The 25,347-nt window shown below is 63.6% G+C and carries 27 protein-coding genes, 1 tRNA gene and 1 pseudogene; 11 read left to right on the forward strand and 18 right to left on the reverse strand.

Going from position 1 to position 25,347, the window contains the following annotated elements:
- Nucleotides 1-11: 11 nt before the first annotated feature.
- The 3 genes from ACAX43_RS20645 to ssuD are packed head-to-tail and all read right to left on the reverse strand — an operon-like array spanning nt 12 to nt 3,074.
- Nucleotides 12-1,010 (reverse strand): ATP-binding cassette domain-containing protein, encoded by a 999-nt coding sequence (locus ACAX43_RS20645; protein ID WP_370710261.1) that lies wholly within the window; start codon nt 1,008-1,010, stop codon nt 12-14.
- Nucleotides 1,007-1,855, reverse strand: a complete 849-nt coding sequence (gene ssuC / locus ACAX43_RS20650) for an aliphatic sulfonate ABC transporter permease SsuC (protein ID WP_370710262.1) — start codon at nt 1,853-1,855, stop codon at nt 1,007-1,009. Before ssuC ends, ACAX43_RS20645 begins: the two co-directional genes overlap by 4 nt.
- Nucleotides 1,856-1,913: 58 nt before the next feature.
- The gene (ssuD, locus tag ACAX43_RS20655; RefSeq protein ID WP_370710263.1) at nt 1,914-3,074 is read right to left on the reverse strand and encodes an FMNH2-dependent alkanesulfonate monooxygenase; all 1,161 of its coding nucleotides are present in this window, start codon (nt 3,072-3,074) and stop codon (nt 1,914-1,916) included.
- A gap of 396 nt (nt 3,075-3,470) precedes the next feature.
- On the opposite strand from ssuD, the gene ACAX43_RS20660 reads away from it, so the two are divergent.
- The gene (locus tag ACAX43_RS20660) at nt 3,471-3,896 is read left to right on the forward strand and encodes a hypothetical protein (protein ID WP_370710264.1); all 426 of its coding nucleotides are present in this window, start codon (nt 3,471-3,473) and stop codon (nt 3,894-3,896) included.
- Between the two features lie 92 nt (nt 3,897-3,988).
- Here ACAX43_RS20660 and ACAX43_RS20665 read toward each other — a convergent pair whose 3' ends face one another.
- Nucleotides 3,989-5,119, reverse strand: a complete 1,131-nt coding sequence (locus ACAX43_RS20665; RefSeq protein ID WP_370710265.1) for an enoyl-CoA hydratase/isomerase family protein — start codon at nt 5,117-5,119, stop codon at nt 3,989-3,991.
- Nucleotides 5,120-5,165: 46 nt separating this feature from the next.
- A complete protein-coding gene (locus ACAX43_RS20670) occupies nt 5,166-6,086 on the reverse strand; it encodes a TetR/AcrR family transcriptional regulator (RefSeq protein WP_370710266.1) in 921 nt (306 codons plus the stop codon).
- 133 nt (nt 6,087-6,219) lie between these two features.
- Between ACAX43_RS20670 and ACAX43_RS20675 the strand changes: the two genes are divergently transcribed.
- On the forward strand, nt 6,220-7,218 hold the full coding sequence (locus tag ACAX43_RS20675; RefSeq protein WP_370710267.1) for an NAD-dependent epimerase/dehydratase family protein: 999 nt from the start codon (nt 6,220-6,222) through the stop codon (nt 7,216-7,218).
- Between the two features lie 151 nt (nt 7,219-7,369).
- Here the strand turns inward: ACAX43_RS20675 and ACAX43_RS20680 are convergent, their stop codons facing one another.
- Nucleotides 7,370-7,654 (reverse strand): DUF1488 domain-containing protein, encoded by a 285-nt coding sequence (locus ACAX43_RS20680; protein WP_370710343.1) that lies wholly within the window; start codon nt 7,652-7,654, stop codon nt 7,370-7,372.
- A gap of 140 nt (nt 7,655-7,794) precedes the next feature.
- On the reverse strand, nt 7,795-8,067 hold the full coding sequence (locus ACAX43_RS20685) for a hypothetical protein (protein ID WP_370710268.1): 273 nt from the start codon (nt 8,065-8,067) through the stop codon (nt 7,795-7,797).
- Between the two features lie 220 nt (nt 8,068-8,287).
- Here ACAX43_RS20685 and ACAX43_RS20690 point away from each other — a divergent pair, with 220 nt between their 5' ends.
- The gene (locus tag ACAX43_RS20690; RefSeq protein WP_370710269.1) at nt 8,288-8,479 is read left to right on the forward strand and encodes a hypothetical protein; all 192 of its coding nucleotides are present in this window, start codon (nt 8,288-8,290) and stop codon (nt 8,477-8,479) included.
- Nucleotides 8,480-8,543: 64 nt separating this feature from the next.
- Nucleotides 8,544-8,924 carry a hypothetical protein gene (locus tag ACAX43_RS20695; protein ID WP_370710270.1) on the forward strand — a complete coding sequence of 127 codons (381 nt, stop codon included), beginning with the start codon at nt 8,544-8,546 and terminating at the stop codon, nt 8,922-8,924.
- Between the two features lie 99 nt (nt 8,925-9,023).
- Here the strand turns inward: ACAX43_RS20695 and ACAX43_RS20700 are convergent, their stop codons facing one another.
- Entirely contained in the window at nt 9,024-9,356 is a 333-nt protein-coding gene (locus ACAX43_RS20700; RefSeq protein ID WP_370710344.1) for a multidrug efflux SMR transporter, read from the reverse strand.
- A gap of 10 nt (nt 9,357-9,366) precedes the next feature.
- Nucleotides 9,367-9,864, reverse strand: a complete 498-nt coding sequence (locus ACAX43_RS20705) for a heme-degrading domain-containing protein (protein WP_370710271.1) — start codon at nt 9,862-9,864, stop codon at nt 9,367-9,369.
- A 237-nt stretch (nt 9,865-10,101) separates the two neighbouring features.
- On the opposite strand from ACAX43_RS20705, the gene ACAX43_RS20710 reads away from it, so the two are divergent.
- Nucleotides 10,102-10,178, forward strand: a tRNA-Met gene (locus ACAX43_RS20710).
- A gap of 3 nt (nt 10,179-10,181) precedes the next feature.
- Here ACAX43_RS20710 and ACAX43_RS20715 read toward each other — a convergent pair.
- Together ACAX43_RS20715 and ACAX43_RS20720 are read right to left on the reverse strand one after the other, a co-directional pair.
- Nucleotides 10,182-10,523, reverse strand: a complete 342-nt coding sequence (locus ACAX43_RS20715; RefSeq protein WP_370710272.1) for a hypothetical protein — start codon at nt 10,521-10,523, stop codon at nt 10,182-10,184.
- Nucleotides 10,504-12,381 (reverse strand): filamentous hemagglutinin N-terminal domain-containing protein, encoded by a 1,878-nt coding sequence (locus tag ACAX43_RS20720; protein WP_370710273.1) that lies wholly within the window; start codon nt 12,379-12,381, stop codon nt 10,504-10,506. The genes ACAX43_RS20715 and ACAX43_RS20720 overlap by 20 nt, the downstream gene beginning before the upstream one ends.
- A gap of 368 nt (nt 12,382-12,749) precedes the next feature.
- On the opposite strand from ACAX43_RS20720, the gene ACAX43_RS20725 reads away from it, so the two are divergent.
- The 6 genes from ACAX43_RS20725 to ACAX43_RS20750 all read left to right on the forward strand — a co-directional run bounded on the left by ACAX43_RS20725 (nt 12,750) and on the right by ACAX43_RS20750 (nt 17,885).
- Nucleotides 12,750-13,295, forward strand: coding sequence for an NUDIX hydrolase (locus ACAX43_RS20725; protein WP_370710274.1), 546 nt, complete (start codon nt 12,750-12,752; stop codon nt 13,293-13,295).
- 9 nt (nt 13,296-13,304) lie between these two features.
- The gene (aat, locus tag ACAX43_RS20730; protein WP_370710275.1) at nt 13,305-14,042 is read left to right on the forward strand and encodes a leucyl/phenylalanyl-tRNA--protein transferase; all 738 of its coding nucleotides are present in this window, start codon (nt 13,305-13,307) and stop codon (nt 14,040-14,042) included.
- Nucleotides 14,043-14,146: 104 nt separating this feature from the next.
- Nucleotides 14,147-14,968, forward strand: a complete 822-nt coding sequence (locus ACAX43_RS20735) for an arginyltransferase (RefSeq protein ID WP_370710276.1) — start codon at nt 14,147-14,149, stop codon at nt 14,966-14,968.
- 87 nt (nt 14,969-15,055) lie between these two features.
- The gene (locus ACAX43_RS20740) at nt 15,056-16,078 is read left to right on the forward strand and encodes a quinone-dependent dihydroorotate dehydrogenase (RefSeq protein ID WP_370710277.1); all 1,023 of its coding nucleotides are present in this window, start codon (nt 15,056-15,058) and stop codon (nt 16,076-16,078) included.
- A gap of 102 nt (nt 16,079-16,180) precedes the next feature.
- Complete coding sequence (locus ACAX43_RS20745; RefSeq protein WP_370710278.1) at nt 16,181-16,975, forward strand: cystine ABC transporter substrate-binding protein; 795 nt, start codon at nt 16,181-16,183, stop codon at nt 16,973-16,975.
- A gap of 250 nt (nt 16,976-17,225) precedes the next feature.
- On the forward strand, nt 17,226-17,885 hold the full coding sequence (locus tag ACAX43_RS20750) for an amino acid ABC transporter permease (protein WP_370710279.1): 660 nt from the start codon (nt 17,226-17,228) through the stop codon (nt 17,883-17,885).
- A gap of 42 nt (nt 17,886-17,927) precedes the next feature.
- Here the strand turns inward: ACAX43_RS20750 and lepB are convergent, their stop codons facing one another.
- The 7 genes and pseudogenes from lepB to ACAX43_RS20785 form a co-directional block, all read right to left on the reverse strand.
- On the reverse strand, nt 17,928-18,626 hold the full coding sequence (gene lepB, locus ACAX43_RS20755) for a signal peptidase I (RefSeq protein ID WP_370710280.1): 699 nt from the start codon (nt 18,624-18,626) through the stop codon (nt 17,928-17,930).
- A gap of 124 nt (nt 18,627-18,750) precedes the next feature.
- Entirely contained in the window at nt 18,751-19,752 is a 1,002-nt protein-coding gene (locus ACAX43_RS20760) for a Gfo/Idh/MocA family protein (protein ID WP_370710281.1), read from the reverse strand.
- A gap of 142 nt (nt 19,753-19,894) precedes the next feature.
- A complete protein-coding gene (locus tag ACAX43_RS20765; protein ID WP_370710282.1) occupies nt 19,895-20,614 on the reverse strand; it encodes a FadR/GntR family transcriptional regulator in 720 nt (239 codons plus the stop codon).
- Between the two features lie 299 nt (nt 20,615-20,913).
- Nucleotides 20,914-21,492 carry a flavin reductase family protein gene (locus tag ACAX43_RS20770; RefSeq protein ID WP_370710283.1) on the reverse strand — a complete coding sequence of 193 codons (579 nt, stop codon included), beginning with the start codon at nt 21,490-21,492 and terminating at the stop codon, nt 20,914-20,916.
- Nucleotides 21,467-23,065, reverse strand: a complete 1,599-nt coding sequence (locus ACAX43_RS20775) for a mannose-1-phosphate guanylyltransferase/mannose-6-phosphate isomerase (protein WP_370710284.1) — start codon at nt 23,063-23,065, stop codon at nt 21,467-21,469. Before ACAX43_RS20775 ends, ACAX43_RS20770 begins: the two co-directional genes overlap by 26 nt.
- A gap of 79 nt (nt 23,066-23,144) precedes the next feature.
- Nucleotides 23,145-23,369, reverse strand: a pseudogene (locus tag ACAX43_RS20780) (SAM-dependent methyltransferase); the annotation flags it as partial.
- Nucleotides 23,366-25,294, reverse strand: coding sequence for an alpha/beta fold hydrolase (locus ACAX43_RS20785; protein ID WP_370710285.1), 1,929 nt, complete (start codon nt 25,292-25,294; stop codon nt 23,366-23,368). The gene ACAX43_RS20785 and the pseudogene ACAX43_RS20780, both read right to left, overlap by 4 nt.
- Nucleotides 25,295-25,347: the final 53 nt, after the last annotated feature.

Here is a 25,347-nt window from a genome sequence, read left to right on the forward strand (position 1 = left end):
GTCAAGGGAGATCAGACGGCCCAGCGGACGTCTGCCGGTCGCGTGAGGCGGCTCTCGTCACGTGCGTCGTAAGCGCGATGGGACAGCGCGTCGTCGTTCGGCGCCGTCTTCAGTACGCGTTGCAACACGTGTTCTTCCAGCGCGGCAAAGCCGGCCGATGCACGCGCCCGTGGGCGCGCCAGCGGCACCGGCTGATCGAGCGCGATGCGCCCTTCTTCGATCAGCAGAATCCGGTCGCCTAGCGCCACGGCTTCATGCACGTCGTGCGTCACCAGCAGCGCGGTGAATTGATGTTCACGCCACAGCCGTTCGATCAACGCGTGCATTTCAATGCGCGTCAACGCATCGAGGGCGCCGAGCGGTTCGTCGAGCAGCAGCAATTGCGGCCGATGCACCAGCGCCCGAGCCAACGCCACACGCTGACGCTGGCCCCCGGACAGCTGCGCCGGCCAGTCGTTGGCGCGCTCCAGCAAGCCCACTTCGGCGAGCACGGCGCGCGCCTCTTCTCGCGCGCTGCGGGCGAGGCCGAGCATCACGTTTTGCAGCACGCTCTTCCAGGGCAGCAGGCGCGCGTCCTGGAACATGATGCGAGTGTCGAGCGGCCGGCCGTCTTCGGTGCGCTTTTCGAGCACGCCCGACGTGGTCTTTTCCAGGCCGGCGACGAGCCGCAACAAGGTCGATTTCCCGCAACCGCTGCGGCCGACAATCGCCACGAAACTGCCGCGCTCGATCGACAGATCAAAATCGGACAACACCTTGCGGCCGCCATACTGTTTGCCGACGCCACGCAATTCAACTGAATAATCGGCGCAACGGCATGCGTCGTTACGCGCCAGTGCGTCGGCCGACGGTACGTGCCCCACGCGGTTGTCATCGTGCGCCGGATCGGCGCGCTCGAAGCCCGCGGCTTCTTCAGCGTCGTGATCGACGACGCGCGGTTGCGCCAGTTCGGCTTCGAGATCACTGCCTGTGATGCCGCCAAACGATGCCGACAATGTCGTTGCGCTCATGCCTTCGCTCCTCGTTGATAGGCCGGATGCCAACGCAGCGACACGCGCTCGAGGCTCTTGGCCAGCACGTCGGCGAGTTTGCCGAGCGCGGCATACAGCAGGATGCCGACCACCACCACATCGGTTTGCAGGAATTCGCGTGCGTTCATCGTCATGTAGCCGATGCCCGATTGCGCGGAAATGGTTTCAGCGACGATCAGCGTGACCCACATCAGCCCGAACGCGAAACGCACGCCGACCAGGATCGACGGCAACGCGCCCGGCAGGATCACGTGCCGATACAGAGCGAAACCCTTCACGCCATAACTGCGCGCCATTTCGATCAGATTGGCATCCACCGAGCGAATGCCGTGAAACGTGTTCACGTAGATCGGAAAAAACACGCCCAACGCGACGAGAAACACCTTCGCTTCTTCCTCAATACCGAACCACAGGATCACGAGCGGAATCATCGCCAGCGCGGGGATGTTGCGGACCATCTGCACAGTCGAATCGAGCGCGATTTCGGCGGGCTTGAATAAACCCGTTGCAAGTCCGAGCACGAGTCCGATGCCACCGCCGATCGCAAAGCCCGACACCGCACGCCATGTGCTGACCTTCACGTCCGCCCACATTTCACCGGACTGGATCAGCGACCACGCGGCCTTCACGACCGCGAGCGGTTCGGGCAACACGCGCGCCGAGAGAATGCCACTCTTCGCGGCGAATTCCCACGCCAGCAGAATCGCAAGCGGCGCGAGCCACGGCGCGACATGCATACCGACACGGTGCAACATGCCTGGACTCGCGCCTACATCCGCGACTGCGTGTGTACCTGGTTCTGCACTCACAGTGGATTGAGCCATGATGACTTTCCTCATCTCTTATCGATAGGCCTCACTGCCGCGTGCGGCAGTGAAACGCTCAACTCGCACTCGCTGCCTTCGGCAGATAGCCGTTGCCGACGATCTCGCCAAACGGTCCCGACAGCGCAGCGCCGGCCGTCTTGTTCTGACGTCCCGGCAGCAGCGGAAACACCAGTTCAGCGAAACGATACGACTCTTCGAGATGCGGATAACCGGACAGGATGAAGGTGTCGATACCGAGCTCGGCGTATTCCTTCATCAGCGCCGCAACCTGTCCAGGATTACCGACCAGGGCCGTACCCGCGCCGCTGCGCACGAGGCCGACGCCCGCCCACAGATGCGGATAGACCTCGAGTTCCGCGCGGCCTCCGCGCTTGCCGCCATGCAACGCGGCCATGCGGCGCTGCCCTTCGGAATCCATCTTCGAGAACGAAGACTGCGCACGGGAGATGGTTTCGTCGTCGAGCTTGCTGATCAGCTTGTCGGCGGCGGCCCATGCTTCTTCTTCGGTCTCGCGCACGATCACGTGCAGGCGAATGCCGAACTTGATCTTGCGGCCACGCGCTTCAGCTCGGGCGCGGATGTCGGCGATTTTCTTCGCGACGGCAGCGGGCGGCTCGCCCCACGTCAGATACGTGTCGATATGATCGCCCGCGATGTCGTGCGCAGCCGGCGACGAACCGCCGAACCACAGCGGCGGATGCGGCTTCTGCACCGGCGGATACAGCGCCTTGCCGCCCTTCGAAGTCAGATGCTTGCCGTTGAAGTCGATCGCGTCTTTGGTGTGCGCGGCGCTTAGCAGCTTGCGCCAGATGTGCAGGAATTCATCGGTGATTTCATAGCGCGTGTCGTGATCGACGAACACGCCGTCGCCTTCCAGTTCAGCCGAATCGCCGCCGGTCACCACGTTGATCAGGAGACGGCCATTCGACAACCGGTCGAAGGTGGCCGCCATGCGCGCCGCCAGCCCCGGCGATGAAATGCCCGGACGAATCGCCACCAGAAACTTCAGGCGCCGGGTCGCGGCGATCAGGCTCGACGCGACGACCCATGCGTCCTCGCACGAACGGCCCGTCGGCAGCAGCACGCCTTCGTAGCCGAGCGTGTCGGCGGCGACGGCGATCTGCCGGAAGTAGTCGAAATCGGCTACACGCGCGCCTTGGGACGTACCGAGATAGCGGCTGTCGCCGTGAGTCGGAATGAACCAGAACACATTCATTTGCTGCTCCTGCTGATTCGAAACGGGATTGAATGGAGACGGTGCGTGAAGCGATTGCGCACACGTCGGCCGCGCGCATCCAACCGGCACGCAGCCGGGCGATGCAAACGCAAAGGGGATGGATAGGGTCAGCGCGCCTGAGCGCTCGATTAAACGGACGACGGCGCCCAGCACCGTCTGCATGGAGAAACAGTCTATGGATCGGGCCGCGGCTTTTGAACGATTTTTTTTAGCTTAGGTTTTCCACTTTCGTGATTTGCCCGGCGCTAAAGCATACGGATGTTGCGCCTTACCTGCGTTGGAAACGGGGTGCCGCTATATATAATGGCGCACATTTTCCAATAATCCGGTGCAGGCCACGCGAACCACGCCGCCTGCGCCCTGCAGGTGCAATGCATGCAAAAACTCATCCTGCCGTTCGTCGCCGGTTTTCTGGCTTCCCTGTTCTTTCATGAATCGACGCTTGCGCTGCTGCACGCAGCCGGCCTGATCGATCCCACCGGTTTTTCGACTACGCCGTTTTTGCCGTTCGGGTTGCCCGAGTTCATCGCGAACGCAATCTGGAGCGCGTGCTGGGCCGTGCTGATGGCGTGGCTGTTGCGCGTGGCGCCTGAGCGGCGCGCGCCGTGGGTGCCGGCCTTCGTATTCGGCGGCATCGCGTTGACGGCGGCGAGCGTGTTCGTGGTCGATCCGCTGCGCGGTATCTGGCCGAGCGGCAACATGCTGCCGCGCCTCGCGGTGGGTTTCGCGGCGAACGCAATGTGGGGCTGGGGCGCGCTGGTGTTCATGCGCGCATTCATGGCGAGCGAAGCCGAGGACTGAGCGTCCTCCGGTCTTTCTCGCGAGGCTATGCCAATGCTTGAGTCGGCATAGCCTCCGCTGCTGTTGCTGCTATCCCTGCTACGCGATCCTGCTTAAGCGCGCAGATCGCCTAGCGGGTGTTCGTTTGCCGGCCACGGGCTTTCGAACATCTTCGCCACATCAGCGGCGTTCACGTCTTCGATACGCGCAAAACGCCAGCGCGGCGCGTTGTCCTTGTCGATGATGCGCGCGCGAATCCCTTCGATCGTGTCGCCCTGCGCGAAGCTCGTGCGCGTCAGATCGAGGTCGCCGCGCAGCACTTCCGCCATCGAACCCTCGGCGCGCGCCACCACTTCCAGCGACACGGCCATCGACAACGGCGAACGTTCGCGCAACGTGGCAATCGTCTGCTCGGCCCAATCGGCGGCCTCGCCTTCGCGCTCCCGCTCGAGCGAAGCGAGAATCCGCGCCACGTCGGGCAAGGCGAAATGCCGGTCGATCAAGGCACGGGCGCTCGCCAGCGGCGAAGCATCCGGCTGCGGCACGACCTGATGTGCGGCCGTCTCGCGTTCGATGCACGCCACTACGTCCGAACCCCGCTCGAACACTTCGCCGCGCAATGTATCAACGAGCGCGGGTAACGCCGAGTCGTCGATGTAGGCGTCCGCGAGCCCCGCGTAGCGTGCATCGGCTGCACCGATCGTCTCGCCGGTGACTGCGAGATAACGACCGAGCGCGCCTGGCGTGCGCGCCAGAAACCAGCTCGCGCCGACGTCGGGAAAGAGTCCGATGCGGGTCTCGGGCATCGCCATCTTCGTCGAGTTGGTCACCACACGCAGGCCGCCGGTGCGATGCGCACCCTGCGAAATCCCCATGCCGCCACCCATTACGACACCGTTCATCAATGCAATGTACGGCTTCGGGTAGGTGAAGATGGCGTGATTGAGCCGATATTCCTCGATAAAAAACGTATCGCGCGCGTCATGCTCGCCGCGCTGGGCCGACTCATAAAGAAAGCGGACATCGCCGCCGGCGCAGAACGCGCGCGGATGCTGGCTGCGCACCACGACGGCGAGCACGTCGGGATCTTCGCGCCACAGATCGAGCGCCGCGTGCATCGCGCGAATCATGCCGGTCGACAGCGCGTTGAGCGCCTTCGGCCTTTCCAGTTCGATGAAACCGATACGGTTGACTACGTAAGTCGCGACTTCGTCGCTAACGGCGGGCGAGGCGGAAATGGACATGGGGAGCAAAGCGCGATGGCGCGAAATCAATCGGAACTGAACGTTATCACGCGTCCGGGACTTTGGGCTTGGTGGCGGGTTTGATGTCCGGTTTCGCCGACGGCTTCCTGGTCCGCTGTGCCGGTGGTTTCGTGGACTTTCTGCCCAACAGCGCGGAAGGCCGGGATGACTGCGAAGCCGGCTCACCGCCTGGCTCCCCGTGCGATTCGGCTGGTGCTTCAGCGGACTTTGTGCGAACGCGGGCAGCACGCACCCCGCGTTGCGGCTGCGCGGCGGTTTGCGCACCGAGCCAGGCATCAAGTGCAACATCGACCACCTTGTCGAGCGGCGCGGTTGGAAACACGGGACACGTGAGGTTGAGTGCGACGATGCCATGCATGGTCGCCCAGAAGGCCTCGGCCCAGACGGCCACGTCCACCGATGCGGACAAGCGCCCCGCCGCTTTCAGCTCTCCGAGCGCGTCGATCATGATGCGCAACGAGGCGTCGCCGCGGTCGTCGTCCGCTTTGACGGGCGTAAGGTTCGCTTCGCACACCGCCGCAATCTCGGCCTCCTTGCTCGCGGCAGCCGCCGCTGCGCCGGAGGCGGCCGTCACGCCGCCGAGCGCCGCGCCGGTGTAGCTCGGGTCTTCCATGAAGATCAGCCGATAGGTTTCCGGATGTGCGACGCCGAACGCCACATAAGCCCGCCCAAGCGCCTTGAGCCGATCAGCCGGATCGGCAATCTGCGCGAGCGGCACGAACGTCTCCAGCAATTGCGCGAAGCCTTCCGCGCACAAGGCCTGCGCGATCTCGTCACGGCTCGCGAAGTGCAAGTACAACGTGGCCGGCGAATATTCGATGGCGTCCGCAATCTTGCGCATTGACAGCGCGGCAAAGCCTTCGCGCATCACGATGCGCCGCGCTGCATCGAGGATGCGCTCACGCAGCGCCTGTTTCTGACGGCTTTTTCGTTCGACGATTCCCATGACGCACATTTTCGGGTTGACAAACTGAAAAGTCAAATTAAACTGAACGGTGTTTATTGAACGGTGTTCAGTAAATTTTTCACAATCAGGCAGGTTCACTCAGGCGCGATCCGGCGCCCCTCCAGGAGTCGTCATGCAAGCCACAGGAAAAGTGGGTTTATTCGGTGCCGCGGGCGCGGCCGGTCAAAGCATTGCGGCGGCGCTGAGCGCGGCAGGCCGGGATTACCGGGTGGTCGGCCGCTCGCGTCAATCGCTCGAGGCGGCTTTCGGCCACGATCCGCACGCGGAAATCGTCACATGGAATCCAGACGACGCAGCGTCGATCAGCGCGGCGGCAGCCGGTTTGCAGACGGTGATCTATCTGGTTGGCGTGCCCTACGATCAGTTCGCCGCGCATCCACCGCTCATGGAGAGAACGCTCGCCGGCGTGACGGCGGCGGGTGTCGAACGCTTCATTCTGATCGGCACGGTGTATCCGTACGGCCGCGCGCGCAACAATCCGATTACCGAAAACCATCCGCGCGAGCCCCATACGTTCAAAGGCAAGATGCGGCTCGCGCAGGAAAATCTGGTGCTGGCGGCGCATGGGCACACAGGGTTGTCCACGCTGGTGCTGCGCCTGCCCGATTTCTACGGGCCACGCATCGAACGCAGTCTGCTGAACGGCGTGTTCGAGGGCGCGGCACACGGCAAGCGCGCGCAGGTGATCGGCCCGGTGGATGTGCCGCACGAATTCATCTACTTGCCGGATGTCGGACCGGTGGTCGAGAAACTCACGCGTACGCCCGAAGCCTATGGCCGCTGGTGGCACCTGGCCGGCGCGGGCACGATCACGCAGCGCGAAGTGGCGAGGCAGGCGTATGCGCTGGCGGGCCGTGCGCCGAAGCTGATGGTGGCCGGTAAGACCCTGCTGCGGGGACTCGGCCTGTTCAATCCGCTAATGCGTGAACTGGTGGAGATGAATTACCTGATGACCGAGCCTGTCGTGCTCGACGACTCTGCGCTGACCAGGCTGATCGGGCCGATCGAAAAAACATCGTACGAGGACGGAATCCGGCATGCCTTCGAGGCAGCGCGCGAGGCGGCATCGGCGCAGGCCGTCACGCCCGGCGGCGCGACGAAAGCGGCGTGACTGGGAACGGCCTTCGTACCCAAAAGCGACAGAAGTGCGCGACGAAAAGCGCACGCAGCCTTCGCAGCGAAAACAGCGTGAGCATGAGCGGCCTTCGCAATCGACCGGTGTTGAAGCTTCGTATCTGCGTGCTGCGTGTACGAGCCCACGTCTAAACCGCGACGTTGCCCGGCGGGAAGTGGCCGCTCTTGAGCAGCACAGGTGTGCCATTGCTGATCTGCAAGTGTTCGCGCGCAACGGCCTCGATGCGCGGACGCCCGGCGTCGAACGCGCGCATCCAGCCTTCGAGATCCTCGGAATAGGCGCCGAAGTGATCTTCGAGCGCTTCGACCGAAATCGCGCACGGCACCGTTTCGCCGTCCACCAGGGCCGGGAAAACAACGGTCAGATTGGAGTCGCGGTAAGCAGGCGCGTCCGCGGGAAACCGAATTTCCATGGTCGCCTCATCAGAAGTATCCGGCAGGAGACGGACACCGGCGAGAACCGGCCGACTCCGGACATGCCCGTTATGGTACTCGCGCGGCTGGAGCGCGGTCCAGCCTCCCACGCCGTCCTCCTGAAGGTCGCGCTCTCCCATCAGGCACCTCCCAGCAAGCGGTCGACGTAGTCGCGCGCAGCCTGTTCGACGAAGGCGAGTGCCTCGTCTTCATTGCCGAAGCGCTGCTCGTCGCCGAGTTCGAGCAAGGTTTCCATCCGGTGAGGATCGTCCGGCCCCTGTTGCGCAAGACTCACCGAGCCGACGTAGGTACCGCTTGCCGTGCTGGCGGCCGGCGCATCGGCCGCCGGCACGAGGCGCGCGGCGGCGCTGATGTAATAACCGCGATAAGGGCCGCTGACCCGTTCAACCATGTTCGTTCTCCTCGTTGCAGTGTAGGGGCGCACGCGGCGTGAAAGGTTCACATGTGTGCGCTCGCGGCAGACAAGTAAGTAAGGCGCCCTACGAGCCGATAAGTTCTGCGCCGAAATCGATACGCCGGATTGCACTTGTGCCGGTTGCTCCTGTCGAACGGGATCATCGGCACGGTCTGTGCTGACGCAGTCACGCAATTTCTAATTCAGCGAGCGCAATATGGGAAAATATTTTCTGCAGAGCCACGAACTGCCCGAACCCGATGCGGCAAACAAATGGTTTGCTTACGCCGAAAGCCACGGCATCGACATTCCGAAAGCCATCAGCATCTGGGAAGACGCCGCTACCGAAAGCGGCACGGAAAGCCGCCAGCTGATCAGCGCGGCGGGCATCACGATCGAAACGCCCTGATCTCGGCGGCACATTCCCGGTTTGCGTGGCGAACCCGGATATCTATTTGAAAGGAAACATCACGATGCATTTCATGACGCAACTGCGCCGCTTCGGCCGCTTCCGACCCAGCGCTGCGTTGGCGCTAATCCGCAGGGCGTCCCTGTCTGCTGCCCTGCCCGCCACATTGCTGCTCGGCGCGGGTCTAGGCGGCTGCGCATCGTCGAACACCACGTCGCTGATCAACCTGCCGAACGGGCAGACCGGCTTCGCGGTGAACTGCAGCGGCGCCGACGCCGCTTCCAGCTGGGCCTCCTGCTACGTGCAGGCCGGCAACGCGTGCGGCGCGACCGGCTACGACATCGTGTCGAAAGACAACGACGAAGGCGGCGCCGCGGGCGGCAGCGTCACGAACGTCGTCTCGGCCAACGTGAAAAACCGTTCGATGATCGTCCGCTGCAAGTAATGCTCAACACGCCCGGTGGTTCGCGATCTGAGCGGGCGCGCGGCGCGAGCTACGGCCGCAACGATCGAGCGGCTGCTTCCGGCTACGCGTGATGCCGACTCAGTGCGCCTGCATCTTCGAGAACATATTCAACACAGCCACGCCGGCAATGATCAGTCCAAGTCCGATGATGGCCGGCACGTCGGGCACTTGCCGGTACGTCACGACCGCGACCAGCGTGATCAGCACAATGCCGGCGCCGGACCACACCGCATAGACGATGCCGACCGGAATGCTCTTGAGCGTGAGCGACAGGCAATAGAACGCAATGCCGTAACCGATCACCACCACCGCTGAGGGCAAGAGCCGCGAGAAACCTTCCGATGCCCGCATCGCGGAGGTTGCAATCACTTCTGCAACGATCGCAATGGCGAGCAACGCATAAGGAGGCAGCCGCATCGCCTCAGGCCTTTGCAAGCGCGAGCTTGCTGTAGTCGTGGCCAAGATGCGCGCACAGTGCTTCCACCACCAGTTCATGATCCGAACGCTGCGGCAAACCGGATACCGTGATCGAGCCGATTACGCCGGCGCCCACCACCGTCAAGGGAAACGCGCCGCCATGCGATGCATATTCCGTGACTGGCAAGCCGTGCTTGTCGGCGAGCGTGCTGCCCGCCTGCTGCATCTTCAAACCGATTGCGTACGAGCTGCGCCGGAAATGCGCCACCGTGTTGCCCTTGCGGCGCGCCCAATCGACATTGTCAGGCGTCGCGCCGTCGAGCAAGCTGAAGAACAGCGGTTGACCGAAAGTGCGCACGTCGATGGCGGCGGCGATGCCGCGCGCCTTCGCAACCTCGTGCAGATAGGCACCGACCTGCCACGCGCGGTCGGCATCGAATTGAGGGAACACCAGCGCTTGTTCCTGAGCGGCAATCACCTGTAGATCGTGAGCGATATCCATGGAGTTCCGAGCAAGGTAAGAGGTGAAGCGCGCGCCGTTGTGCATGCATGCCGGCGCTGCGAAGAGAACCTGAATTCTAGCGCAGCGCCTCGTGCGAGCTTTCCGGCATGCGACGTCCGCAATGCGTGTCGCGACTTCAAGGATCGCGGCGGCGTTTCATTTACATACATTGAAGCCGGTTCTTAATTCGCTATTGCGTCGGTTCGCGCTTTGTCCTATAATCTTTTCTTCGACGGACGCGGGGTGGAGCAGTCTGGCAGCTCGTCGGGCTCATAACCCGAAGGTCGTAGGTTCAAATCCTACCCCCGCAACCACACCTAGAGACTCGTTTCCAGCCGCTGAAGCAAGAGCCTTTTGGAAACGTCGTCGTAGGTCGCAAAGTACGCTCCTTCCTTCGCTTCAATCCCTATCGGACCCATAAGCTTCGCGATGAACTGTCGCGCTTCTGCTGTGGCCTCTGCCGATAACACTTCCCTTAGTTCACTTGTTTTTTCTCGCACACGCCGCGCGATGTCCGCGAACTGGTTTGCATTGACCTGCGTCTGCGCCAGTGTCCGCTTTAACGCTTCCCTCTCACTCTCCCTTTTCGACAGCGTTTCCATAATCGCGTCGGAAATGCCGATCCGCCAGTTGTTGTAGTCAGCCAGCGCTGCGGCCATGCCAGCGGTATCGCCCCGATTCTTCGCAGCCTGGAGCGCAGTAACCGCCCGCGTCGTCGCGTTTCATATCCGCGTACGCACCGAGGCCCTGCGACACTGTCTGGCCTGCCGCCTGGGCGGCCTGCATCGTGTCAGCCTGCCTGTTGAGGATATCGTTTACGTCCGACGTTTTGGCAACCGTGCCGTTCGTGTTCATCTTCGTGTTCATCTTCGTGTTCATCTTCGTGTTCACAAGCGCCGAGGTATCGACGGCGACGTCGCCGTTAATCGTGCCCGCATGATTGACGAGATTCGCCGCATTCAGCGTGAACTGGTTGGCGCTGGCCGTGCCGCCGCTATTGTCGAAGGTCCGCGCCGAAAGCACGAACGCGCCGGCAGCGCCCAATTGGCCCGCGTTCGTCAGCGTCGAGCCCGTCGAGAGCGTCATGTTCGCGTTGATCGCGAACGTGCCGCTGTTGAACAGAGTCTCTACCGCCGACGCAATCAGGCTCTGAACGGCAGTGATAGACCCCGCATTGTCGATCTGTCCGGCCTGCAACGTGACGTTACCGTTGCCGCCGATGCTGCCGCCCGCGCCGTTGTTGAGCAGGCCGCTCGTCGCGATGTTCACGCCGTCAGCATCGAGCGAGGCAATATGACCACCCGAATTGTCGAGCGAGCCAGACGCAGCCGAGATCGCGCCGTTCGCCTGCATCGTGCCGGTCGAATTCACCTCGCCCGCGCTGACGGTCGTGTTCTGTTGCGCGGCAATCATGCCGCTGTTGGTCAGCGTGCCGGACGTGCTCAGGCTGACGTTCTGCTGCGCGTAGGTCGTGCCGCTGTTGTCGATGCCGTCATGCGCCGAAACATTGATATTGCCGCTTGCGCTCGCCTGACTCGCGAGTTTCAGCTTGCCCTGTGTGGTGAGCACCAGGTCGCCGGCATTCGCTGCTACGACGCCCTTGAGCGAAACACCTACACCTGCCTCCGTGCCCACGAGGACGATGCGATTCGCGTACATGCCACCAAGGTTGCTTACGTCGATGGAGACACCCGGCGCGGGGCCATCGCCTGCAATCGGCGTTGCCGAAAGCGTGTCGTGGTCGACGCTGTTCGCCCCCGTGACGACGTTCAGGTTCTTCGCGTAGATCGCCGCGTTAGCTTGTACAGCGCGGGCCAGGAAATCCACCTGGTCGACATTCGACGCGTTCAACCCCGCGCCACTGACCGTAATGGTGCCGCCCGTGATGTTGAATCCCGAGACCGAGCCATCGGCCGCATAGTTCGGCGTGCCCGTCGTCAGAATGGCCCGGGACGTATTGATAAATCCGCCGCCATTGACAGAAATGCCGGACGGATTGGCGATGATAACTTCCGCGCGATTGCCCGCTGTTTCGAGAAACCCGTTCAACTGCGAAGCGCTTGCGCTGTTGACCTGGTTGACGATGATCTTCGCCGACTGGCCCGCTGCGAAGTTCGGGTTGCCGTTGATCGTGCCGGCCTGCTGCGTCTGGACGATGGTGGGCGAGTTGTTGAGAATCGCACCTTTCGACTGCACGTCGAAGCGGTTGTACGTGTTGACCGAAACGCCCGCGCCGGAAGGCCGGTTGATGTTGACCTGGTCGAGACCGTTGGGTGTCTGGATGACGTTAGGCGCGTGCGCGCCGCCTGCCACGATCTGCGCGAACGTGAGCATCGGCGCAAGCGCCAGCAGTGCCGCAGGCAGGAGACGGCGCAACGTCAGGCGAATGGCAGGGCAACGCGGCACGCGCCCCCTAGCACGCGTTTCGCCAGCTTTCCCCGCAGACGTGGCCGTTTCCTCGACGGCGACGAGCATGTTGCGCGTGCGACTATAGACCAACCGGTAACGACGATTCATCGACACAACCCGCTGTAAAATCCGGCAATTTTTCGGGATTAGGTCGTAAAAGTCGGTCAAGGATTGTCGATAAAGCGGGCTTTCAGATTTGTCCTATGAAAATCGATGCACTGCGCATCGATCCGTAGCGTTTCGCCAACAAAGGGGCGGTTTCAAATACCAAGTGCAACAGCGGGGTCGATAACAATTCTTTGCCAGGCGAGTTATATCCCTGCTCAGGCCAGATTGCAGTCTTGTCCGAAAGCCCGGTTAATTCGGCGGCGTCGCACCGCTGCCTTCGCGCCGCCGCGGGGCAGGCCGCCATTGCCGGGCCTCGGGAAACGTCGTCCCGGTGATAAACTCCTATCACTCTTTCTCGTCCCCCTCCTATGAAATTCTGTTCTGTCTGCGGCCACGGCGTCAGCCTGAGCATTCCGCCGGGCGACAACCGCGAGCGCTTCGTATGCGGCAGTTGCGGCACGGTGCACTATCAGAATCCGCGCAACGTGGTCGGCACCGTCCCGGTCTGGGACGACAAAGTGCTGCTGTGCCGTCGCGCGATCGAACCGCGCTACGGCTATTGGACGCTGCCCGCAGGCTTCATGGAAATGGGCGAAACCACGGCCGAAGCGGCTTCGCGCGAAACGCTGGAGGAAGCCGGCGCCCGCGTCGAGGTGCAGAGCCTGTTCTCGCTGCTGAACGTGCCGCACGTGCATCAGGTGCATCTGTTCTATATGGCGCGCCTGCTCGATCTCGACATCGCTGCCGGCGAGGAAAGTCTCGAAGTCAAGCTTTTCGCGGAACACGAAATTCCGTGGGACGAGATCGCCTTCCCGACCATCGGCCAGACCTTGCGGTTTTTTTTCGCCGACCGCGCCGCCGGCAGCTTCGGCCTGCATACGGGCGATATCTTCCGCTCGCTGCGCGAAGGTTGAGCGGCGCGCATGGTGCCCTGGCTCGGACCTGACGATCCGTTTCCCTCCGTCGAGCGCGCGCTCGGCGCCGCGAGCGGCGCACCCGGCCTGCTCGCCGCCAGCGGCGATCTGCTGCCGTCGCGGCTGATCGACGCCTATCGGCACGGCATCTTCCCCTGGTACTCGGACGGCCAACCGGTGTTGTGGTGGAGCCCCGACCCGCGCATGGTCCTCTGCCCCGCCGAATTCAAACTGTCGCCGTCGCTGCGTAAAACGCTGAGGCGCGTACTGCGCGAGGACGCCTGGGAAATCCGTGTCGATCATGATTTTGCCGCCGTGATGCGCGCCTGCGCGCAGGCGCCGCGGCGCGGCCAACGTGGCACGTGGATCACCGCGGACGTGGTCGAAGCATATTCATCGCTGCATCGGGTGGGCGATGCGCACAGCATCGAAACCTGGTTCGAGGGCAAGCGCGTGGGCGGTTTATATGGCGTGTCGTTCGGCCGGATGTTCTTCGGCGAATCGATGTTCGCGGAGGTCACGGACGCGTCGAAAATGGCGCTGGCCGCGCTCGTCGGACACTTGCGCCGTCACGAAATAGAAATGATAGACTGCCAGCAGAACACGTCGCATCTGGCATCGCTCGGCGGTCGCGAGATAGCGCGCAAGGCGTTCATCGCACATGTTCGCGCGTCTGTCGACGCCCCGCCAATTCCCTGGCGCTTCGACAAGACCGTATTGCGCGATGTCGTCGCGCCGGCGGCGTAGGAAGATTCAGGCCGAATCCGGATCCGTCGCCTACCGAGCCGCGGGTCACGAGCCGCAAGGCACGCCGGGTTTGCATTACCAGAGACGCTTCGAGAGCTGCCAACGTGACTCATCCCAACGAGCTGCCTCTATCCCCACTTTCCGCGTTGCAATTTTATGCAACGGCGCCCTATCCCTGCAGCTATCTGGACGGACGCATCGCGCGCTCGCAAGTCGCCACGCCCAGTCATCTGATTAACTCCGACGTCTATACCGACCTCGTCAAGGCCGGCTTCCGGCGCTCGGGCGTGTTCACCTATCGTCCGTATTGCGATGGCTGCCGCGCCTGCGTGCCCGTGCGTGTGCCGGTCGACCTTTTCGAGCCGAACCGCACGCAGCGCCGCGTCTGGAAAAAGCACGGCGAGCTGGTCGCAACTGTCGCTCCATTGCATTACGACGAAGAGCACTACGCGCTCTACATGCGCTATCAGTCGGCGCGACATGCCGGCGGCGGCATGGATCGCGACAGCCGCGACCAGTACGAACAGTTCCTGCTGCAAAGCCGGATCAATTCGCGGCTGGTCGAATTCCGCGAGCTGTTGCCGGCTCATCCGGAAGCGCCCGGCATCCTGCGCATGATCAGCATGATCGACATTCTCGGCGACGGGCTCTCGTCGGTGTACACCTTCTTCGAGCCCGATCTGCCGCACAGCAGCTTCGGCACCTACAACATCTATTGGCAGATCGAGCAGGCCCGCAGTCTGAAGCTGCCTTACGTGTACCTCGGCTATTGGATTCGCGAGAGTCCGAAGATGGCGTACAAGGCGAATTTCCGGCCGCTCGAAGGTTTGGTGGACGGCGCATGGAAAGTGCTCGATCCTGCCAGCATCGATCTGCCGCCGGTCGATCTGGCAATTCAGGGCAAGCGCGGGCCGCTGCGGCCGTAGCGTCTACGGGCCGCGTTAGTCTCATTAATGCTCCCAAAGCCGGTAAAATAGCGGGTTACCATTTTTTCGGCCGCCCGGCTTCGTCCCGTGTTCAGTTCCCTCTACCCGCTTGTACGCGCCCAACTCTTTCGCATGGACGCGGAAGACGCTCACCACCTGACCTTGCGCATCCTCGGCGCCGCCGGCCGCACCGGCCTTGCCGGCGTGTTGGCGCCGCGCGTGCCGGATGCGCCGCGCACCGTGATGGGGCTGACGTTCCGCAACCCGGTCGGGCTCGCCGCGGGTCTCGACAAGGACGGCGCCTGCATCGACGGGCTGGCGGCGCTCGGCTTCGGCTTCATCGAAGTAGGCACGGTCACGCCGCGCGCGCAGCCGGGCAATCCACGGCCGCGCATGTTCCGCCTGCCAGAGGCGAATGCCGTGATCAACCGGATGGGCTTCAACAACGCGGGCGTCGACCAGTTCGTCAAGAACGTGCAGGCCGCGCGCTATCGCGGCATTCTCGGGCTGAACATCGGCAAGAACGCCGATACGCCGATCGAACGCGCCGCCGAAGACTATCTGTACTGCCTCGAACGCGTGTACCCGTTCGCGAGCTACGTGACCGTCAACATCTCGTCGCCGAATACGAAGAACCTGCGCCAGCTGCAAGGCGCGGGCGAACTCGACGCACTGCTCGCCGCGCTGAAGGACAAGCAGCAGCGTCTGGCCGACATGCACGGCAAGCTCGTGCCGCTCGCGCTGAAGATCGCGCCGGACCTCGACGATGAGCAGATCAAGTCGATCGCCGATACGCTGTTGCGCCACCGGTTCGAAGGCGTGATCGCCACCAACACCACGCTGTCGCGCAGCGCCGTCACCGGCATGCAATACGGCGATGAAGCCGGCGGCCTGTCGGGCAAGCCGGTGTTCGACGCGTCGAACGAAGTGATCCGCAAGCTGCGCGCGGAAGTCGGCGAGACGGTGCCGATCATCGGCGTCGGCGGGATTTTTTCGGGCGAGGATGCCCGCGCGAAACTGGCGGCGGGCGCGTCGCTGGTGCAGCTTTACACGGGCTTCATCTACCGCGGCCCGGCGCTCATAGCCGAATGCGCGCAGGCGCTGCGTTAAGCGGCGGCCTTGCGGCCCGCCGGATTTGTTTCGATAGTCTGCTTTGTTATGCTTTAGTCTGTTAAAACGCCGGACGAATCCACCGTAACATCAAGGAACACGATGAAATTTGGTTTGCTGAAAAAGATGCTCGTCGCCGGCCTGATCGGCGCGTCGTTCACCGCCGTCGCCGCGCACGCGGACGACCTGCTCGACCAGGTCAAGCAACGCGGCACGCTGCGCATCGGTATGGAAGGCACCTTCCCGCCGTTCAACTCGAAAGCGCCGTCGGGCGAACTGGTTGGCTATGACGTCGACGTCGCCAAGGCCGTTGCGGCCAAGCTCGGCGTGAAGCCGGAATTCGTCACGACCGAGTGGAGCGGCATCATCGCCGGCCTGCAGGCGGGCAAGTTCGACGTGATCGTCAACCAGGTCGGCATTACCGACGCGCGCAAGCAGGTGCTCGACTTCTCGCCGGCGTACACGTACTCGGCCGCGCAACTGATCCAGCGCAAGGACGACACGCGCCAGTTCAAATCGCTCGACGATCTGAAGGGCAAGAAGCTCGGCGTCGGTCTGGGCACGAACTACATGGACATGGCAAAGTCGGTGCCCGGCATCGACGTGAAGACGTATCCGGGCGCGCCTGAATACCTGCGCGATCTGGCCGCCGGCCGTCTGGATGCGGCGCTGAACGACCGCCTGATGCTTGCGTATCTGATGAAGAACTCGCAGTTGCCGTTGCGCACGGGCGCATCGGTCGGCACGGGCAATCCGTCGGGCATTCCGTTCAGGAAGGGCAATCCGAAGTTCGCCAAGTCGATCGACGAGGCGATGACCCAGCTCGAAGCCGACGGCACGTTCACGAAGATCTCGGACAAGTGGTTCGGGATCGACGTCAGCAAGCCGGTCAAGTAACGCGCACCGGATGAAGCGAAGGGCGGCATCGTCGGCGATGCCGCCCTTCGCTTTTGCATGACCCGCTTTCCGTTTGCGCCGGGTCGCCATTGAATCGCCGCGCAAGTGATGCCGGGTCGCCGCTCCGTCGCGCCGGATTGCGCCCTGTCTGTTACGTTCCAAACGGCACTTCGCGTCGCGCTTCGGCCTCCGCCTGAACGCCCGCCAAAGTTTATGATGTGCGCTTTGCGCGCCAACCTACCCACCGCTCATGTCCACCACTTCCCTGCTCGTCCAATCGCTTCCTGTGCTCGCGCAGGGTGCCGTCCTGACGGTCAAGTTCGCGGTTCTGTCGATGATCTTCGGCCTGATTGCCGGCGCCGTGCTCGCGGTGATGGGCATCAGCCACAACCGGGCCCTGAACTGGATTGCGCGCGTGTATGTCAGCGTGTTCCGCGGCACACCGCTGCTGGTGCAGATCTTCGTGATCTATTACGGCCTGCCGAGTCTCGGCATCTCGCTCGACCCCACGCCTGCGGGCGTGATCGCGTTGTCGGCGAATGTGGCGGCGTATCTGTCGGAGAGCATGCGTGGCGCGATTCTCGGTATTCACAACGGCCAGTGGCTGGCTGCGTACAGTCTCGGACTCTCGCGGCGTCAGACGCTGCGCTACGTGATCGCGCCGCAGGCCTTGCGCATCGCCGTGCCCAGTCTGTCGAACAGCTTGATCAGCCTGATCAAGGATACGTCGCTGGTGTCGGTGATTACCGTGACCGAACTGCTGCGCAGCGCGCAGGAAATCATCGCGTCGACCTATCAGCCGCTGCCGCTTTATCTCGCGGCCGCCGCGGTCTACTGGGTGCTGTGCCAGGTACTCGAATGGGTGCAGCACCGGTACGAACGGCGCCTTGCGCTGCCCTCGCGCCACTGAGCGCCACTGAGCGCCACTGAGCATCGATACCTCGCCACTCACTTACCGGCTGGCCGCCAACGACGCCGCATCCAGCGACGCGCCGAAGCGCTCGAAACGCGGTCTGTAGTAATGATCCGGATCGAGCGAAAACGCGACGTGACGCGTGCGGCCCATCAATTCCTTGCGCGGAAAGAAGCCGAAGTAACGCGAGTCCGCACTGTCGTCGCGATTGTCGCCGAGCATCAGATACTCGCCTTGCGGCACGATCACCGGCCCGAACGAGTCGCGTGGACTCGGCGCGTCAGGCGCAAGCCGCACCGTATGCGCAACGCCGTCGAAGCGTTCGGTCAGATAGTCGCCCGGGGACGTGGCGTCGCCCGGCAACGGCTTCAATTTCAGCGGCCGATATTCGGCGCGCACGCCGTTCACATACAGCACGTTGTCGCGCATCGCGACGCTGTCGCCGGGCAAACCGATCAGACGCTTGACGATCAACTCGTGCGCCGCTGAAGAATCGATCGTGACAATATCGCCGCGCTGCGGATCATGAAGATGGGCGATCGCGATATGCGTGAGCGGCACGCGCAGATCGTAGGCCATTTTGTCGACGAAGATCCGGTCGCCTTCGCGGATGGTCGGCAACATCGAGCCGCTCGGCACGACATTCCAGTCGGCCACGGCGCTGCGGAACAGCACCATCAGGAGCAGAAAGGCGACGAGGCTCTTGTTGTCGCGCCACAGTTTTCCAAGCATGCGCATCGCGGGCGGCTCCAGTGGAAGGTAATCGAAAGCGGGGACCACGCGGTCCCTATTATTCGAGTCCGCGTGCCGACGCAAATCGTACCACCGTGAGTGGGGGCGACGCGGCAGCGCGGGCGTCCCTTCATTCGCCCGCGAATTTCAGCCCTAACGCTGCGCGCGCCGCATCGGCCATTGCGATCATCTGCAACGACGTGGCATGCGACATCACCGGGCTCTCCATCCGCCCGGCTCGAATCAGCTCGCAGAAATGCGCGGTCTCGTAGTTCAGGCCGCCGCCTTCGAACGGCTCGTCGAGCTCGACCACCTGACCGTCGGCGTAACGGATCGTCGCGCGCGACGGGTTCCACCAGGGTTCATGAATCGTGACATGGCCGCCCTTGGCCATCAGCAGCGCGTCGCCCTTGCCGTGGAGGTCGAGCCCGCAAAACAGCTGGGCGATGCCGCGCTCATGCTGGCTGTTCAGGCTCGCGAACGTGTCGACGCGGGTCGAGCCGAGGCGCCCGAGCGTCTGCACTTCACGCGGCGCGCCGAGCCAGTCGACCGCAAGAAACATTTCGTAGATGCCGATATCGAGCAGTGCACCGCCCGCATGCTCGAACGACATCGACGGATGATCGTCCGGCACGCCCGGCACCGAACAGCCGGCGCGCACAAGCCCCACCTCGCCGATCGGTTCGGCATTCAGATGCGCGCGCAACTTTCTGTAGAGTGGATAGAACGGCGGTTTCATGGCTTCCATGAAAAGCCGCTGTGCGGCGCGCGCGGCATCGAGCACACGCTCGAGTTGCGGCTGGTTGATGGTGGCGGGTTTTTCGCACAACACGTGCAGACCGGCTTGCAGCGCGGCGATCGCGTAGTCGGCGTGACTGTCCTGGACCGTGGCGATATAGAGCGCGTCGATACCGCTCGCGAGCAGCGCGTCGAAACTCGCGCATACCTCGCCGCCGAATTCTTCCGCAAAGGCCATGGCCGGTTCGGTGCGGCGTGACCACAGCGCGCTCAGCTGCGCATGCGGCACGTGAGCGAGTCCTTGAGCAAAGCGACGGGCAATGCGGCCCGTCCCGACGATCCCCCAGCGAATCACGGCGCCCCCCGAGGGGGTTTCTTGCAGTGCGATAGTCATTGGTGATTCGAGTCCATGCAGTTCAGAACAGCCGCTATTGTCGCGCAAGCCGCGCGCGCACGAGCGGACATGCTGCCGCACCGTTCCTCATGCAAGGCCGCTTCGCAGGAAAGCCGCCTGAATGCCGTCGTGGCGGCCGCGCTCAGTCGCGCACCGGCGGTTCTGAACTGAACTTGCTGCCGATCTCTTCGGCGGTGTAGTCGATCATCGCGAGCGAGGCGATTTCCGCTTCCTTCGGATCGCGCCGTTCAATCGCTTCGACCACGCGCTGATGCAAGTTCACCGCGCTCTCCCACATGCCGTCCTTCTGATTGACGATCGGATTGACCGTCGACAGCGCACCGCGAATGATCGCCGCCATCTGCTTGAAGAACTGATTGCCACTCGCCACCACGATGCGCGCATGGAACAGTTCGTCGGCAGACTGATAGCCGGGCTCGTCCGGGCGGATCACGCGGAATGCTTCGAACGCCTCGCGAATCGCCGCGACGTCCGCCGCGCTGCCGCGGGCGGCCGCCTGCGCCGAGGCGCGCGGTTCGATCAGGATGCGAAACTCGATCACGTCGCGCAGAAACAGCGGATCGGGTTTCGCGCGAAAACGCCAGTTCACGACGTCCTCGTCGATCATGCGCCAATCGCTCATCGGCCGGATGCGCGTGCCGATCTTCGGCCGTACGTCCAGCATGTCGCGGGCGAGCAGCATCGACAGCGCCTCGCGCATGACGGTGCGGCTGACGTCAAACTCCTTCGACAGCACATCCTGCGGTGGCAGTATGGCGCCGTATTTCTCTTCGACGATGCCGGTCACAAGCCCGTCCATGACTTTGCTGACCAGCGATCGATCCTTGTTTGCCTGTTCCATGACACTCTCCCCGAAGCGGTGTTTGTCCCCGCGTAGCCTGTTGATCAAGCGGCCCTAGTGTGTCGTTTTATATCGCTGTCGTAGTTCTTTTACGATACGTTGCTAGCTTCAAACCAGTTGCGCCAGTTGGGACACTTCCTGACAGGGTTATCCCTCTGAAGAATTGTTTCTTCCGTGTAACGCCGCATGTTTTGATGGGCCATAAGCTGGCGTCTCAAGCGTGCCTGCGTTGCACTATTTGCATAGTGCGAAGACGCACGTAGCGAAGCGAATTGTCTGATCTGCCCCCGCTCATGCCTTTAGCAAATACTGGTCCCAAGCGGTGTGACGAGCGGCGTTGCAGGCGGTGTTGCAACCGACGCATAGCGTCCGCCAAAAAAGATCAATGGCGCGTGTTCATCGAGCGAAAACACCAGTACCTCCCCCACGAACAGCGTGTGGTCGCCGCACGGATGGCGATCCACCATGCGTGCCGCGAAACGGGCCGCCGCGTGTTCGAGCAGCACGACCTCCGGCAGGCCATCCACCGCCGCGAAGCGCGGCGCGAGGCGGCTCTGCGGATCGCCGGCGAAGTGGCGGCTATGTGGCTCCTGGGCATCCGACAGGACGCTCACGCCGAACATCGCGCTGTTCATCAACCGCTCGTGCATGCGCGTGCGATGCCCGACCGACACGACGATCAGCGGCGGTTTGAGCGACCCCGACATGAAGGCGTTCGCGGTCATCGCGTGCAACCCGTCGCCACGGCCGGTCGAAATCACGACGACGCCGGTTGCGAAACGCCCTAATGCATGGCGGAAGCGTCGCTCGTCGAAGCTGGAGAGGTTCAAGCCGGCCGCCTCTTGCGGCTCGTCAGTGTGAAGTACCCGCGCCTGCATGGCCGCTCTCCTGATCGCGGCCGTATTGATCGTCGAAGCGCACGATGTCGTCTTCGCCGAGATAGCCGCCTGATTGCACCTCGATCATTTCAAGCGGCGTCTTGCCCGGATTCTCCAGCCGGTGCGTGACGCCGAGCGGAATGTACGTCGACTGATTCTCCGAGAGCAGGAAGCACTCTTCGCCGCGCGTGACGCGTGCGGTGCCGCGCACCACGATCCAGTGCTCGGCACGATGATGATGCATCTGCAACGACAGACGCCCTCCCGGCTTGACGACGATGCGCTTCACCTGGAAGCGCTCCCCGCGTTCGAGCGAGTCGTAAAAGCCCCACGGCCGGCCGACCTTGCGATGCTCCTGAGCCTCCGCGCCCTGCTGCGCCTTCAGCCGGCTGACGATCGCCTTGACGTCCTGCACCCGATCTTTCGAGGCAACCAGCACGGCGTCGGCGGTCTCGACCACCACCACGCCGCTCACGCCGACACACGCGACGAGCCGGCCCTCGGAATGCGCGAAGCTGTCGGTCGAGTCCTCGAACATCACGCGGCCCCGCGCGACGTTGCCGTCAGCATCCTTATCGGAGGCCTCCCAAACCGAATCCCACGCGCCGACGTCCGACCAGCCCGCGACGAGCGGCACCGCGACGCCGACAAGACGCGCGTCGGTGGCGACGCGCTCCATCACCGCGTAGTCGATCGAATCGGAAGGGCACGCGGCAAACGGCTCACGCGCGAGATGCAGCGCGCCGTCGCCATCTACCGTGGTTTGCTCGAAAGCGTCCGCACACGCCGCCGCGATCGCCGGCCGGCATAGCGCGATGGCCGCGAGCCACACCGACGCGCGCACCACGAACATGCCGCTGTTCCACCAGTACTCGCCGGAGGCCACATAGCGTTCGGCGAGTTCCGCATCGGGCTTCTCGACGAAGCGTTCGATCGCGCGCGCCCCGTGGGGGCCGAGCGCCGTACCCGTGCGGATATAGCCATAGCCGGTTTCCGCGCGCTGCGGCGGCACGCCGAGCGTGACGATCGCACCGCGGGTGGCTTGAGCGATCGCTTCCGTCAACGCCGCGCCGAAAGCTGCATGATCGGCAATCAGATGGTCCGCGGGCAACGCAACGATGATCGGATCGTCCCCAGCCGCTGCCGCCGCGCGCGCGGCCAGCGCCGCCACGGTGAGCGCCGGCGCGGTATTGCGCGGCACCGGCTCGAGCAGCATCCGCACCGGCCGGCCACAACGCTCGAGGCGTTCGAGCGTTTGCAGGCGCAGATCCTCGCAGCACACCACGAGCGACGTAGCCGTGCTCAGCGCGGTCGTGGTCCGCGTGTCCGCGGCCGGCGCGCGCGGTTCCGTCGCGGCGAACGCCAGGTCGAGCCGGCGCAACGTTGCTTCAAGCAGCGATTCATCGCCCATCAGGCCGATCAGTTGTTTCGGATTACGCTCACGCGACAACGGCCAGAGCCGCGTGCCGGAGCCGCCCGCGAGAATCACCGGCTGGACGGACAAGCGTGTGGCCGTTTCGGTGACCCCAGCGGTCGACGCGATCGGATTGCCTGGTTCAACGATGCGATTCATGTGCGATTCCCGTTAGTGTGCAGTCTGGTCTGTTTATCGGTGTAATGGATGCGATGCGCGCCGCGTTGGCCCGGGCGGCGCCGGTGTACTCGTTCGAGATCGCGGTCATCAGCGCAATCGTGCGGCCCGCGCCGATACCGATGTCGAGCAACGGCTCGCCGGCGCAACGCGGCGTGAGCCACGCGAAGGCCGCCCGCTCGCCCGGATCCGAGAATGTTTTGTCGAGCATGAATAACCGGGCGGCATCCGGCGAATTCCATGCGACACGGTTGATGCGACCCAACTCGGATTGGCTGTTGTTCATTGCGCCTCCCCTGATAGACGAAGCGCGCGCGCTCGTTTCAGAAGCCACTGTGTGACGCGGGCAAACCGCCGGGCGAGCCCTACACGCAGCGGCACGCCGGCAACGGATGGGTCGGTTTGACGGGTCTCGCCGAAAGTGTTCTGAAAAAAGTCCTCGAAGTACGACATCACGTTTTCTTGCGCGCGGGCCGACAGGATCGCGTGATCGGTGCGCTCGCGAAAGACCACGCCGATCCGGCCGAAGCGCCGCAGCCGGCCGCCACGGGCGCCGAAATAGCGTTCGAGTTCCTCGACGCCCTCGTCCAGCACGCCGTAAAAAAGACGCGTGTCGACGCCGCGCGCATGCAGCGCGGTAATGAGGCCCTGCGCGTCTTTCAGGCCCAGCTGGATTCCGCAGGCGCGTTCGATCCAATCGGCCAGCGTCGCGCCGAACCTGGCCGCGAAGCGCGCCGCCAGCTCGCGTGCCACCGGCAAGCCGCCCGTCTGCCCGCGCACGAAGCGAAGCCATTTGCGCGGCTGGCTCATTGAGCGCAGGTAGCTGCGCGTCGAACCGAAGGCGGCGACAGGGACGGACGGCTTGCCGTTTTCGTCGCAGATATTGCGCCACGTGAACTTCTGCAAATTGACCAGCACGGCGCCGATCACCGCCGGCTCGCGCGACGCGGCGTGCAGGCCGACGAAGGCACCCGCGCAGATTCCGAGCAGCACCGCACCGCGATGTCCTTGCGCCGTCAGCCAACGCGCCGCACACGCGGCATCGTCGGCACCCGCCTGCGCATATAACGCATCGAGGCTCAACGCGTCCAATGACGGCTGGCTGTCGCCAAGGCCGCCGAGATCGACACGAAGCGACGCGATACCCCGGCGCGCGAGGCGCCGGGCGAATCGCACGCCGAACCTTGCGTTGCCGATCCGCGAAACGGCACCGGTATTCAGCAAAAGCACCGCCGGCGCGGCGGAAAAGCGTGATTCGGGTGTGCAATAAATGCCGAACATTCGTCCGCCGTCGAGCCACACCGGTGTTTCGATCACGCCTGGCTCGACCATGTGGCCCGCGGCGTGGTCGCCAATGTGATCCGCCGCGTGCTCAACGATGTGATCGACGCCGGGGCCAGCGTCACCGCGCGCCGCCGCACGCTCGCCCGCCGAGCGGTCGCCGGTAGCGCGCGCCAGCCAGTCCTCGATCGACTGAAACGCTGCCTGCGGAATCTCGCTATCGAGCGACTCCATCATGAACTTGCCGTATTCGTCGAACGACTGCCGCTCCACCTGCATGCCTTGCGCACGATAATGCGCGGCCAGCGCGTCGACCCGCGCGGGGTCGAGTGAATCGAGCACCAGCACGCGCCCGGCCGGCCGGCTGGCATCGCGCTGCAAATCGACTGCGCGCAAGCACTCCAGGGTATCGCTATAGAGGCGAAAGCCATACGCTTCGACGAATGCATCGGTATCGGGCTCGGCTTCACAATCCATCGCGGCCGGCATCAACAGCCACTTGCGGTAGTGGGCCCGCAACTCGCGCTGATAATTTTTGCCCGACAAAACGGGCGCAAGCAGCACCAGGCCGTCCACGCCGCCGAGTTCCTGAGCGGCGAGCGCCGCCAGTGTGCCGCCAAGCCGCAGGCCGCATAGCGTCACGCGCTCGACACCCGTGGTCTCGCGCAGCAGCGCCACGGCCTGCTTGATGCTGTCGATCCACGCGCGCCAGCAGCCGGGATCGCTTGCCTCGCCCGCCGAATCGCCGGTGCCTGGGTAGTCGAAGCGCAACACCGGCGTTCCGCGCGCGGCGAGCCGCTCGGCCAGCCTGCGCATGCCGCGATAGGTGCACAGTGCGTCGTACCCGAACGGGTAACACAGCACCACGCCACTTGGCCCTTCTGCCGGATGCAACCATCCGAACCGGCCATCGAATATGACTGGCCTCACGCTACACTCCTCACCGGGGCAACTCCGATCTCGATCACTCCAACAAACACGGT

The organism is Paraburkholderia sp. IW21 (assembly GCF_041321145.1).
GTDB lineage: Bacteria > Pseudomonadota > Gammaproteobacteria > Burkholderiales > Burkholderiaceae > Paraburkholderia.